Source organism: Pseudoalteromonas holothuriae, from assembly GCF_945859825.1.
Lineage (GTDB): Bacteria > Pseudomonadota > Gammaproteobacteria > Enterobacterales > Alteromonadaceae > Pseudoalteromonas > Pseudoalteromonas holothuriae.
This window is the reverse complement of the sequence record NZ_CAMAPC010000001.1, coordinates 389,096-403,961: the sequence shown is the minus strand read 5'-3', so window position 1 is coordinate 403,961 and position 14,866 is coordinate 389,096. Positions and strand designations below refer to the sequence as shown.

Here is a 14,866-nt window from a genome sequence, read left to right as displayed (position 1 = left end):
AGTATCAAAGTCCTTTAGGGAAGGTGATATCAATGATCTGCTTTGCATTAGCCATCGCAGGGTAGATACGCTCTTCAAAGAACGACACATCATTTTGATTAATCATCAAGTTTGAATACATACGAGATAATGGTGAGAATTGAATACCATAGCGTTTGCATATTTCACGAATGATGATGTCACACATCTTCACCTTGGCGGTGTACCCTTCAGAGCGGTCAACCAACTCATTTTGTGAGTGGAATACCATGCCAGTTGGCATACCTTGCAGTACAAGTGGCATATCCGAAGCATGAGCTGCTTTTACAAAAATGTCCGCCATTTGTGACATAATGCCACCCATACGGTCATAACAGCCTGGCTCATTTTCAATCAAATCAAAGGTCGCTTTGATTGCCGCTAAACCCATCGGGTAACCATTGAATGTTCCAGCGTGAATGATCTTACCTTTGGTGTAATAATCCATAATATCTTTACGGCCAACAATGGCAGAAATAGGCACCGCGCCACCGCCAAGTGCTTTACCAAGCGTAGTAATATGTGGAGTAACACCAAGTAACTTCTGAGCACCACCCAAACCAAAACGCACACCCGTGATTACTTCATCAAAAATCAACAGTACGTTATGCTTCTCACAAGCTGCTTTTGCACGCTCTAAGTACCCATCTTTTGGTAAGATACCGCCACCATTCATACAGATTGGTTCCATCAATACAGCAGCAATTTCATGACCATGCTGCTCTAAAGTGCGCTCTAGGATTTCTGGGTCATTCCAAGGCAACATAAATGTTTGATCTTGTAATGTGTTAGGGAAGCGACCTAACGTGTCCAGCATGTCGCCTTTGAACATTTCTGGTACTGGGAAGTCCTTTGAATCGGCATTAAAACGACCGCCTACGACATTATCCGCATTGCCATTATAGTGGCCATGAAAACGAACAAAGCGAGGTTTACCGGTGTAACCACGTGCTAAACGAATCGCATTTTGTACCGCTTCCGTACCACTTAAACTAAAGCGTACACGCTCAGCAGAAGGAACATTATCAATAAGCTTTTGACACACTTCATACTCAAGATCAAAGGTATCAACAGACGTCAATTTCTGCATGTTCTCAATCAATATTTGATTGTATTGCTCATTATTGTGGCCAACAAACAAAGCACCGAATTTACAGAATAAATCAAGGTGTTCATTACCATCCATATCCCAAACACGTGACCCCTTTCCTTTAACGAATGGTACTATCAGTGCTCTTTCTGGATCTGCGAAATTATAGTGTGCACCACCTGGTAGTACATCCCATAACTTTTTAAAGTACTCTTTTGACTCTGTCAGATCTAATTTTTGATTTACTACTGTATTCATTTTCTTTATTTCTCCTTGAATAGAATCTAGCTTGGTTTCTTCCTTCTCAAAGTGCTGCTCAGTGCTTGCACTAAATTGCTGTAATCTGATTGGGAAGGTTCCGTCTTGGCATTGTTCAATACCAGAAACGGATAATGTTTTTGCAATATTGACACGGGTTAAGTATGCAGCGCAGTTAAGTAGATAATTGGCTACACCCTCAACCGTGCGTTTTGGTGCGTCTTGCAAGTGACTTTCTTGTAACCAGTCATTGTTTGCCCCCATCGCTGGGCCACACCAAATTTGATAGTCGATACGACGTTGCGCATCTCCGGTAATTGCCCACTTTGATGATTGACCCAAATACCACTGGAATACCAAAGCCATTTTTCGTTTTGGATCTTTCTCAGCAGAGTCAGCAATACGTTGTAAGTTACGGCTAGCAAAAAAGGCTTTAGTGTCATCCCAAATTTGCATCAATGGCTTATGAAACATTTGTTTTTCTAGCTGTTGTTGCTCAGCTTCAGGAATTTGTTCCAAAGAATCATAGCGTTTATAAATTTGATACAACTTTTGCGAGCGCACCCCATACATCGTGCCTTTTTTCAAAGTCTGAACTTGAGCACCTAATTCAAACATATCAGCAGAGGGCGATGACACAACATCTGCCGTTGTCGCCCCCGACAGCATCTCACGTACTTGATCTGAAGTACCAGACTCCACACACGCTTGGTTAATAGAGCCAGTCACAACATACGCCGCCCCCATTGCATAGGCAGCGGCAACAGCTTCAGGACAGCCAATGCCGCCAGCAGCCCCCACTCGAACAGCTTGCTGGTAGCCATGCTGCTTGTGCATACGAGTTGCTAAACGCAACATTTGCGGGAAGATACATGTTAATGAACCATGATCGGTGTGGCCGCCAGAATCCGCTTCAACCGTAATATCGTCGGCCATCGCTAACTGCTCGCTAAGCTTGGCTTCAGTTTCGGTTAAATGACCACTGGCAACGAGTTTTGCCACTATTTTGCCCGGCGCTGGCGCTAAAAACTTGGTCGCAACTTCAGGGCGAGAAATTTTAGCAATCACTCTTTGCGCTGGCACAACCTGACCATTGATCAGCTGAGCCCCTTTTAAACGGAAGTACACTAAAGCAGCCGTCAAATTAATATATGCTGCTGCTTCAACTACCTTTACACCATTATCTAGGCACAGCTGCACAACTTGCATTTCCCAATCAGGGTCAGCAGGGTTATGTAGCATATTCATGGCAAATGTTTTATCGCCAACCGCTTGTTTAATCTCAGACAAGCTTTGCGCTATACGCTCTAGGGTTAGTCCACCTGCGCCGAATGAGCCAAGCATACCGGCGTTTGCAAAAGCAGCGACCATCTTCGCAGAGTGAATACCATTGGCCATGGCGCCACCCATATAGGCATAGTTCAAACCATATGCTCGTCTAAATGATTCACTGCCTAGTTTATTTGGCGTAACAGCAGGAATAACACCTGCTACTTCACTCAGTGAGATCTGATCTGCCACTAATTGACTTAATGGCATCAGTGTATTTACAGACTTCTTTGACCATACTGCCAAGGGCAAGTCTAGTGTGGCCAAGTTGTCTTGGATTTGCATTAACATCGTCATACAGTTTGTGCTCTCATTGTTAATATCGACTCTAAATCACCTTCGTAACAAACATACATGTCATCACATAAGCCTATTACTCGGTCTTCATAAAGCACTTCGATAACCGCTGTGATCTCCAAATTAGCGTTATTGGCTGTCAACGGGGTTACGGTGATATCTTTGATAGTCATTCGGTAAAACAAGGTTTCTTGCTGATACTTAACCTCACCACGAAACTTAGCACCTGACGTATGACCTGATTTAGTCACCAACTTAACACCTGCTAATTGCGGTAACTTCAGGTAATACATATAGAAAGAGAACAGTTGCTGACTACCTTCTACAATAAAGGTTCCTGGCACACATGGGTCATTCTTAAAATGTGCTTTAAAAACCCAGTGATCTGTAGAGATATCCATTTCACCCAGCATCTGCCCTAACTGCCATGCACCACCTTGGGGGTCAAACTGCGATACTCTATCCAACATGCGATGACACGGACCATATAAAGCAATGGCGCTGTTATCGCTATATCGTTCACCAAAGCATTGCGATAACTGTCCTGCATTCAATGCCGCAATTTGCGCACTATCAAAACTTTGATACTGACTCAATTTTGCAAGGTCGATTGGATTTTGTTGTGGTTTTGCAGTAAAGAACACACCCTTATTGTTCATGCTTTTACCGCTTTGCTTTTGTAAGTCTTCGCGATAGAAAAACCCTGACGCAGCGACTAACGTGAAACAATGACGCTCATCAGAATCGTAAGGACCTTGCGCGTAACAGTCATATTCGTAATCAATCAGTACGTTGTTACCCATCTTTTTAAATGACGTCATACGTACAACGCCACGTAACACCTCACCGGGTTTAGGAAACGCACCATGGACGGTAGTTTCACTATTTACAGCACGATAAGAATGTTGGCCCTGAAACATTTCATCACAGCCAATTAAGGTAAACGCCACTATCATCGCATGCGATGATTCCAATGATACAAATGACGGTACTTGGTCTTTAACGACATACCAATCATCTGGTGAAAGGTCGTATTCCCAATGAATTTCACACGGCTTCAGCTGACCACGCTGTGCAGTACACGATAAAATACGTGATACAAACATATACGGCCATGATGGCATGCGAGTACGAACCGGATATTGATCCGCCGCAGCGTAATCAGGCCCTAACACGTTTGCAATCAAACCATCCGTCATTTCATGTAACTGTTGCTCGTTAAACAGAGCGCCCGCTGAACGCGTAGACACAGGAATATTTTTCACTTCAGGTGCAAGACGCCCGTAACGAGGGTCAAGTAACACTGATTGAGCCGCTCTTGCACTTGTCACTGGTGACATAACCGGCGCAGACTCAGCACGCGTTTCTGCAGCTTTACCCTGTGGCTTCTCAGCTGCAAGCAATGATGCTGTTGTTGCAAAGCTGGTACGCATTGCTTGTAAAAATGCACTGTGTGTTTTGGCATTTTGAGCAAGCGCAGTTAACACTTTATGCTTGGCTGTTTGACTCGGCACTTGCATATTAGCGAGTTCATTTACTTTCGGCTTTTCAACAACTGGTTTTGATTGCTCATTCGATGCAGTTTGCGCCGTTTCAGCCTCTACTGATGTCACTGTACTTACGGGCTCTATCGGTTGCGTCTGCGGTTGAACACTCTGAACCTCTTGAGTCGCATCAGGTGCACTTGTTTGCGCAACTTCAATTGGTGCAAATCGCTCACGACATGCAGCAAACTCAGCCATAGTGGCATCATTTACTAGCGTTTCAGGTATTGTTTGCTCACCCGCGACCCAAATTGTCTTGAACAAACCTTTGGGTTTCTCACCAGAGAGGTTTGCAAATAGACTCTTAAGTCCTTTATCTTCATACTTATCTGCCGCACCTAAAATCATATGGCTGTATGTTCTATCTAACCCCATGCCACTGATTGCGCCATAACGTAATTCATCGCTATGTTGAGACTCATGGCGAAGTAACAACCCCGCTTGTTCATGTGATATGAACTGCTGCTGCGACAATGATGGTACTGCTGGCAAACGTCTACGATAGAGATTTAACGCAGTACTAATTAAGCTGGTGATATAAGACGCGCCATGCAAGTGACCAACATGCTGTTTAATATTAGACACTGTTACCGGTTGAGTAACATCGCCATAAACAGACAATAGTCCCTGCTTTTCGGCACTATCTTCAGTAGCAATACCACTGGCATGTACCTCTAATAGTCCGACTTGTTGCGCCTCTATGCCTGCGCGACTGAGAGCTGATTTTGCAGCCACAGCAATACACTGCTCATCAGGCACAAATTGTGTTCCATTATCAACAGATTGCGCAAAACTTAAGGCGTCAATGGTGGCATAAACACGGTCTTTATCTGTCACATCAGTGCTTGATTTGAGCACAACCACACCACCGCCTTCACCGAGCTTCCAACCTTTACTTTCGATTAAAGGTTTACCCGGTTGAGCAATATTGATAGGTGAGCGCTGATTAGCAAACATCACCCCTTCAGCACTACCGCCAAAGCTGCCACCACCAACAATCACGGCATCAACTTGCCCAGCTTCTAGCAGTAGCCGTGCAACATCTATGGCTTTGGCAATTGAGTTTTCATGCGACTGCAGCGTAAAAGCAGGACCATTGAGTTTTAACAACGCAGAAATACGACTAGAGACAATATTACCAATGCCCCCTGTCACCCCTTCAACCGTTGGTTCAGGAAACAGCGCATCTTTGGTCAAAGTCTCTAACCGTGCTAACTCTTCGTCTGTCAACTCAATGTTTGCTTTAGCTAAGCTGTCTTTTAACTGCCATGCCATTTCAGTTCTGGCTTGATAACGTAAGCCATTACAATCATCATCACCTGCAACAATCACCGCAATATTGCGTACTTGCCCATCACGCTCGTAACCTGCATCTAAAAATGCTGCTTCGGCTAATGGCATAAGCGATAAATGTGATAGCAGGTGTAACCCAGCTACATTAGGTGGAATCTTGTAACGTTGGCAATCAAAGATGAAATTATCTAAGAATGCTCCAGTGGGTAGCTCTGTCAAGCCATAACGTGCAAGTAAAGACTCACATTGCTCGATACCAGACCATCGTTTTTGTGGCAATTTACTAAAGTTATGTTGACCTTGGTCTATCAACTTATCTAAATCTACCAACTCATTAACTTGAGGCAAACACGCACTCAAACCAACTATCGACAAATTTGTTGATGGTGCTGAGGATACCTGCTCAGTTGTAGGCTCTATGGCATCTTCAGAACAGATCACTAAGTGACCATTTACACCGCCAAAACCAAAGGCATTGACACCAGCCACTTTACCCTTGCCTTGTGCAGGCCAATTTATTGCAGAACGCACAACTGAATCGATGGTTAGAATACCTGATTCACTGCCTACAAAGTCTTCAACTCTTTGCGTTGCTGGCACTTGGTCATGCTGCATAGACAGGAGTACTTTGAAAATACTCACCATACTAGATGCTGTTAACGCATGACCAAAGTTTTGCTTGTTAGCGCCAATTTTTGGCAAGTTCTGAGCGCCAAAAAATGTCGCAATGGAGTTGAGTTCAACTTTATCACCTACAGGCGTACCTGTAGCGTGACACTCAACATAGTCGGGGTAGCGACTGGTTTGCGAATAAGCCCGTGATAATGCTAATTGCTGACCTTTACTATCAGGTACCAGCATATGTTTTGCACCGGCATCATTAGATAAACCAATCGCATCAATCACACCATAAATTTTGTCGCCATCTGCTTTGGCATCACTGTAGCGTTTTAAAGCGAGTACACCTACCCCTTCACCCGCTTTTAATCCACCAGAGCGTTTATCAAATGGCAGTGACTCGCCATTTTTATCTGGAAATGCTTTGAGTACATTAAATCCATGATTGATATAAATGTGATCAGCTTGACATGTCGCGCCTGCTAACATGATATCCGCTTCACCTGCCTGTAAATGCTTACATGCAAGGCTTATCGAATAAATGCCCGAAGAACATGCACCATCAATGGTGTATGTTGGCCCTTTTAAGCCCAGTGCTTGCGCTGTAACTACCGCATTATGACTACCGATAAACAAGTTATCCATTGACCAGTCACGACCTTGCCAATACTTGCTAAATGCAAAGTCTTCGCGGCCGATTAAAGTTTGCAGATATGGCGTCAAAATCTCATGATACATACCACTTACCAACTGCTTTGCAGCATGCGTTGGCATATTGATATTGCCCAGCACTAAACCGGTGCGAGATACCGCCTTTTCAACATCAGCAGAGCTCACATCCTTTAGAGCTTGGGCAGCGGCATGTAAAGTCCATTGAAATACCTTATCAAACTGCTTAAGTGTTTGCTCAGCAACTTTGAAACCGTTGAGTTCAATATCAGACTTTCTAACATAGCCATTTTTACTGTAGCCTATCTTATCAATCGTCCCCTTTTCTGGATGCTTGTAGTGCGCAGGAGACACACCAAGCTCTTGCTCAGAGATCTCACTTGTTACATCAGTCCCCTGTTCAAACACTTTCCAGAGTTTTTCAGGGGTGTCGGCTTCAGGGAATATGCACCCTAAGCCGACAATGGCTATTTTATCCTTCATGTTCACTCACACCCTTAAGCAGCGCATTTTCTGATTCAGAAATCGACGCTAACTGTGTGTACTTAACCCCAGTGAATCGATAAGCTAACTCATGACGCGCGTTATAAACTGAAATATCAGATATCAATGTTTGTTTGTTGCAAGAGACAATGTCAGCAGCCACATAAAAATCGTCATCAAAATTAATATCTCGATGCTTTTCTATATGCTGTACACCCAGTGGTAAACCGACCGTTTGCTTATGATGACGAAGCCATAAATAAGGGACTTGAACAAATACGTCGGCGATAAAACCATTAAACTGTCTAAGTTCATTGAATTGACCTAAACCGACTTGCTCAGTGCTTAAATGACACAATGCCAAGATACTTTTATCATCGTGTTGTACAACTTTATCAATACCTTGCAATGCACGCCCATGGAAAACATAACCATGTTCGCCATTATGATAAATAGGCAATGGTAAGACTGCCGTACCTTGTGTTTTGGCCGCATCAAGCTGCGCCGGACTGGCTTCAGCTTTGGCCACAAGTGCAATACTTGCTTGATAGTGTTTAAGCGCATTGCCGTCTTTAAGTCCTACCACTTCAAGACTAAGTTGCAATTTGCTACCTTGGTGCTTATCAGCAGTAATAACACACTGATAGTCATCACTTTGTTTACCATCAAATACAATGCCTTTTAATACTGCAAAGTCGTTGATTTCGCTTAATGAAAAGCCAGGGTAGAAATTTAAACTCTGCTCAATCATCCAATGTAATGAGAACATCGCAGGTAAAACCGCATGACCACCTACCTGATGGTCAGCCAACCCAGCAGTGGTAGACTCCAACAAAGTACGCGTTACTTTTTGCGGATCATGATATTGCACTGACACTGGCTTTTTATCAGCATGGTATGTTCGACCACCAATGATTACTTGCGTACTACTGCCCGAAGTTACATCTAGCTCAGCAACACATGCCGCAAACCCAGTTGGTTTATCAATCAGTACTAAATTGCGACTTTCATAAGCTTTTTTCAGCACATCATTAACCATGCCGCCATCCCATGGCCCCCAATTTATTGAGCGGACCAAACAACTTGGATATTGACGTTTGATGGTATCTGCAACACGAGACAGTACTTCATTAGACATTGAGTAGTCTGTTTGACCTGCATTGCCAAAGAAGCCAGAGACGGATGAAAACAACAGCACAGTTTCAAGCTTTGCTTTATCCACCAGTGATAAGATGTTTTGCAGACCTAAAATTTTAGTATCAAAGACCAAAGCAAAATCATCTAACGACTTGCGCTCAATCTTTTTATCAGCCAAATTACCAGCGCCGTGAATAACACCCGTTATTGTACCAAGCTCTTTTTCTGCACTGCTAATCACTTGCGCGAGCGCTTCTTTGCTCTGTACATCTGCCGAATAATAACGCGCTGGCGCACCTATTTCAGACAATGTGTCAAGCGTGTGATTAATTTCTTGTGTGCCTTTTACTGAGCGAATTAAAGCATCAACTTTTGCCGGTGTCATCGGCTCAGACTGTGCTTTTAAATGTGCGATAGCTTGTTTTTTCAGCTCAGCATCATCATTCACACCCTGCGCCCACTGTGGCTGCGCTTTCAACTCACTGCGTCCAAGCAGTACAAACCGACAACGGTAACGTTTTGCAAGCTCTATTACACAGCCGGCAGTTATGCCCTTAGCACCCCCACTGACCAAAATAACAGACTGTTCGTTAAGTACCGGTTGCGCAGCACGTTCTGTTACTGGCGTACGCTCAAGCAATAACTGTAAACGCTGCTCTTTCGTACGGCCTACATGACTTAAAGTGCGGTCAGAGTCAGCAAGCTCTATGGCAAATACATCATTCAATGCTTTTTTAGTCATACCTGCTTGTATGTCTAGATGACGACAATAAACATTTGACCACTCATAGTTCAAAGATTTAGTTAAGCCACTTAACGCACTATTTAAAGCACCATTTTTAGCGTCTTTACTGGTACCAAATTGACCATCATTTAAAGCCACCGTAAAGAAGTAGGCTGGTACTTTTGTCGCTTCAGTTTGCAGCTTCGGTTGCAGTACCTTTGCCAGCATAAACAAGGCTTTTAAACTAAACACTTGTGCTTGGTCATATAAAGTATCTAACGACTCTTGCTTCAGCGCATCAGCAATATACAACACGCCTGCAATCTTACGCTTCGTTTTTGACTCAACTTCATCTATAAGCGATTGCACCGCTTCTTCTGTACATTGAGTTAAGAAAAAGTCACTCGTCGCATTGGTTTTTTTAGCGCCAACCAACACATGAACAATATTTTGTTGATGTTGCTTAAAAGTTTCTTCAAACAGCGTCACACTTTTTTTAGTGTTTGCCAGCACTAACCATTGATGGTTTTGCTGCGCCAATATATCTATTTGATCAGGCTCTGCAAGCGCTTCTACTTTAGCTACATAACGGCCTACTGAACTTGGGGTCGCTGCAGATTCACTCTGCAGCTGGGACTTTTTTACGGCACCCTCCTGTGTGTCAGTTGACACAAAGAAGCCGATTTGTTGAGTTTTCTTTTTCACATCAGCGTCAGCGACGTAAACTTCTTCAGCGGGTGCTTGCTGTGCAACGGGTTTTGCTTCTTGAGCTGATTCGTTACCTTCACCACCATCAATGGCATTTAGCACTTCTTGGAGTGAATTATGTGCAAATTCAGCGATACGACGAATGGTATTAAGTGCATCAAAGTTAACGTCACCATCAAGGTCATCTTCATCCATACCTGCATCATCTGTTTCTTTGCCCCATAAACGCTCAAACAAAGCAGCAAAAATTTCAATACGCTTGATAGAGTCAATACCCAAATCAGACTCAAGATCCATATCAGGGTCAATCATATCAGTTGGGTAGCCAGTTTTGTCGCTTACAATCTCAACCAACATATTACAGATGATATCTATATCTAATGATTCAAAGTATGAGCGTTGCTCTAAATCAATCTGCCCTGCTTCTGATACAGGTGCTACCTCAGCAGGTGCTGCTGCAACTGGTGCTGCTGCAACTGGTGCTGCTGCAACTGGTGCTGCTGCAACTGGTGCTGCTGCAACTGGTGCTGCTGCAACCGGTGCTGCTGCAACTGGTGCTGAAGCAACTGGCGCTGCTGCAACTGATGCTGCTGCAACTGATGCTGCTGCAACTGATGCTGCTGCAACAGGTGCTGCTGTAACCGGTGCTGATTGCTCAGGAGCTGGTGTAAAAGCGGCTGCGCTATTTGCATTAACATTTGCAACCTCAGACACAGAAGTTGCGGTGCTTGGTGCAACTTCACCTAACAACGCCTGTTGACTGCGGAAATATTGCTCATGATTAACATGATAAAGCGTTTGATTCTTTTCAAGTACCGACAAGGTATGATCAATATGACCCAATACCTGATTAAAGCTGTCGTGGTTTCTAAACTCGCTCAACGCATTTTGCTGATGGCTAATAACCGAAGTTAACATATTCAAATATTGCTGTTGATTAGACTGAAACTGGCTGTGAACATCGCTTAATTGCTGTTGAGCTTGTAATTGTCCAGCAACGGCGCTGAACTGTGCGTTTGTGTCGTTTTGAGACATGGTCAATTCCCTTGTGATCTGATTATGATTTAAATTTGAAGAAGTTTGAGTCAAGTTTGTAGCTTGATTAGCCGCCCACTTAACTTCCTGTAATTTTTGCTCTAACTGCTGCTCTAAATCTTGGTTGGCAAGCTGCAATTGTTTAATATCTTGATCTTTTTGCGCAATGCTTTGAGCAAACTTAGCTTCTTTCACAGCCGCTTTTTGCTCAGCATGTTCATCAATGTATGCTTGTAACAATTGGTCATCTGTTTCACGCATTTTTTCAATAGTTGCTCGACGTTTTGGTGTTGCATAATTACCACCATCTAGCAAAATCGTCATCGCTGATTGCTTACTCGGAAGCGGTGCTCTAACGCGATACTTATCAATGTGCTTAAGTTCCACACCCAAAGACACCATCTGAGCAACCGCTTTATAAAATTGATTCACACTTGCAGACGACGATGATGGATTTACTGGTACAACATCAAACGGTTTATCACCTAAAATATTTTTAACCAGATTACTAAGTACACCTTTAGGGCCCACTTCTAAGAAAACCCGAATGCCATCGGCATACATTTGCTCGATAAGCTCCACAAACCGCACTGAACTGGTTAATTGTGATGCCAGTGTTTGGCGCATTTCAGTCGATTTTTTGCTATATGGCTTAGCGGTTGTGTTTGCATAAACAGGATGCTTAGGTGATTTGAACGGAATAAACTTAAGTACTTCAGAAAACGAACCTTGTGCTTGTGCTATATACGGCGAATGAAACGCAGCATCTACATTCAGTTGCTGACATTTTAACTGCTTGGCCATCAACGTTTTTGCAGCTTGCTCTGCTTCATCTTGCGCGCCTGCAAACACGGTTTGTACTGGCGAATTAAAGTTTGCGACCACTAAATTTTTATACTCAGCTAACACACTTTTGACTGTCTCACCGTCAGCTTCAACCGCATACATCACGCCTTTTTCATCTTTGTCTTGCAAGGCATTTTTCATCGACAACGCACGCTCAACAGAGGCCAAATATAATTGACTTTCTGACATAGCCCCCGACGCCCACAATGCGGTAAGTTCACCATAACTGTGACCTGCAAAACAGGTTACGTCCAAGCCCATATTGCACAATGTTTTATAATATGCCGCAGATACTGCGCCTAAGGCTGGTTGAGTGAACTCAGTTCGACGCAACTTGCTATGCAATGCCTGCTCTTGCACTTCGCAGAACACCGGAACCGGATAAATTGCAGTCGATAAGTTCTCACCTAGCTTTTTGCGAATTTCAAGATCAGCAACACTCAGGCTTTCTCTAAACTCTGGATACTCAATAGCCAAATCGCGCGCCATATTTAAATACTGAGAACCCTGACCTGGAAACAATACGGCAACTTGATTTTTGTTTTCTACAACACCTTTAGGGCGATAAAAAGCGCCTAATGGGTGCTCTAAAGGCTGTTCAGGTTGTTTTACTATTAACGGTAGAACTTTTTCAAGTAAGGTTGCAGCATGCAGTGCATCACTGGTTACTAAACTCAAGCGAGCGTCACTAGGGGCAACACTAATTGCTTGTTGTTCTAGGTGTTGGCGAAACATGGCTACGCCATCTTCAGCACGCCAATCGGTCAACGCTTGTTGTGTAACCTGCTGCAATTGCTCTGGTGTTGACGCGCTTAACACCACCACTTCTGGTAAAATAGATTGGCGGTAGGCATCTTGATGCTCATCTTGATGCTCTTCTAAAATGATATGGTAGTTAGTACCACCAAAACCAAACCCGCTGGTTGCTGCACAACGTGGCTTTTTCGCATTTCTTTTCACCCAAGGCCTAGCTTCGGCACTAATATAGAAAGGGTTTTTCTCATCAGCAAAAAACTTATTAGGCGTAGTAACGTTGATCGTAGGTGGTAATACTTTATGGTACAGTGCTTGCGATACTTTAATAAGCGATGCAGCACCGGCAGCACATCGAGCATGGCCAATTTGTGACTTAATACTTCCAACCGCAATTGAGCGAGGGGCAATGTCATAATTACCAAACACCATACCCAAACTACGCAGCTCAGTTTCATCACCGGAAGCCGTTCCTGTACCATGAGCTTCTATCAGCTCAATATCTTCTGGTGAAATTGCAGTTCTGCCGTAACTTCTCTCAAGTGCATAAACTTGACCTTGGTCACGCGGTGCAAATACACTTTTCGCTTTACCGTCACTTGAAGCTTCAACAGATTTAATAACGGAGTAAATTTTATCGCCATTGGCAACTGCATCACTTAAGCGTTTTAATACAACTAAGCCTACGCCATCACCCAAAAGCATACCATCTGCTTTTTCGTCAAATGGACGACAAATACCCGCTTTAGAAAGCGCTGGGGTTTTTGAGAAACAAAGAAATGAGAAAATTGAATTTTCTAAATTTACACCACCGGTAAGTACAGCATCGCAACTACCCATGCGAAGTTCGTTTACCGCTGATTTGATTGCAGCATGGCTACTACCACATGCCGCATCAACCATGTTAGACGTGCCACCAAAGTCAAAGTAGCTCGCAATACGGCCACAAGCAACATTGCCCAAAAAGCCAGGAAAGCTGTCTTCATTCCAACCAATATAACACTCATTGATTTTTTCAATAACGCTGTCAACCACACTTTCAGGAAGACCGCGACTAACCATTGCACTGCGAACCATAGGTGTTTGGTTACGAGCTAACAAAGAAAAAGCCGTATTACCGTTACCCGCTCCACCGAGTATCACGCCAACTTTACTTCTATTTAAGTTGCTGTTTTCATTTATCAAGTTAGCGTCTTCAATCGCTTTTTTTGCGACATGCAATGCAAACAGTTGCGCAGTACTAATTGATTCAATCAATACGGGTGGAATTTTAAACTCAACAGGGTCAAATGCGATAGGTTTAATAAAGCCCGCTTTGAACATGTAAGTTTTATCGACTTTACTTGGGTTAGGGTCATAGTAAGCGTCTTTATCCCAGTAGGTCATATTGTCTTTATCATCAACACTGGTCATCGAATCTTTTTTCTGGCAAATATTTGTCCAGAAATCGTAAAGATTGTCAGCATCAGGAAATTGACTTGCCATGCCTACAATGGCGATTGGTTCATCCTCATACGTTTTAGTTTTACTATCCGTACTCGGCTTAGGTTTAGATTTTGTAGGCGACTTCTTGGTGACCATATCACTCGTCCTTTTTAAAAAATTAGTGAAGTCAAATAAATTCCTATTTCGATCACGAAACTGCCTAACCGAGAAAAAACACTCAAGTTATTCGCTAATCAAAATACCACCTAGGAACGACAAATGTTTAACATTTGTTACATATGAAAACACTTTTTGTTTGCGATATGAAGACAGTAAGTATGAATTTTTTTATACAAAAAATAATATCTTTTATTTTTATGAAGTTACATTATGATTATTTTCATTTTTTTTAAAACCCTTCATTACAAATGAATTACACACCTTACACCCACTGAGAATCATGTCCGTTTAAAACAACTAAAACAATCAAAAAACATAAATAAATAATTAAAAATCAATTAACTAAATAAAAAAACATCATTTAAAAACTGAGTAAATCACATAAATCGGCACATCCTCTCAACCTCAGAAAAGTAGCTAATTGCCACAAAAAAAACATAAGTTCATGAATAAATTACA

At 42.9% G+C, this 14,866-nt stretch carries 3 protein-coding genes; all 3 read right to left on the bottom strand.

All coding sequences use genetic code 11. The annotated features are described in order from the left end of the window. Nucleotides 1–4: 4 nt before the first annotated feature. The 3 genes from OCI93_RS01680 to OCI93_RS01670 are packed head-to-tail and all read right to left on the bottom strand — an operon-like array spanning nt 5 to nt 14,383. Nucleotides 5–2,992, bottom strand: a complete 2,988-nt coding sequence (locus OCI93_RS01680) for a PfaD family polyunsaturated fatty acid/polyketide biosynthesis protein (RefSeq protein WP_261625625.1) — start codon at nt 2,990–2,992, stop codon at nt 5–7. Further along, nucleotides 2,989–7,599: a beta-ketoacyl synthase N-terminal-like domain-containing protein gene (locus tag OCI93_RS01675; protein WP_261591650.1), complete on the bottom strand. Its 4,611-nt coding sequence runs from the start codon at nt 7,597–7,599 to the stop codon at nt 2,989–2,991. Before OCI93_RS01675 ends, OCI93_RS01680 begins: the two co-directional genes overlap by 4 nt. After that, a complete protein-coding gene (locus OCI93_RS01670) occupies nt 7,589–14,383 on the bottom strand; it encodes a type I polyketide synthase (RefSeq protein ID WP_261625624.1) in 6,795 nt (2,264 codons plus the stop codon). Before OCI93_RS01670 ends, OCI93_RS01675 begins: the two co-directional genes overlap by 11 nt. Between the last annotated feature and the right edge of the window lie 483 nt (nt 14,384–14,866).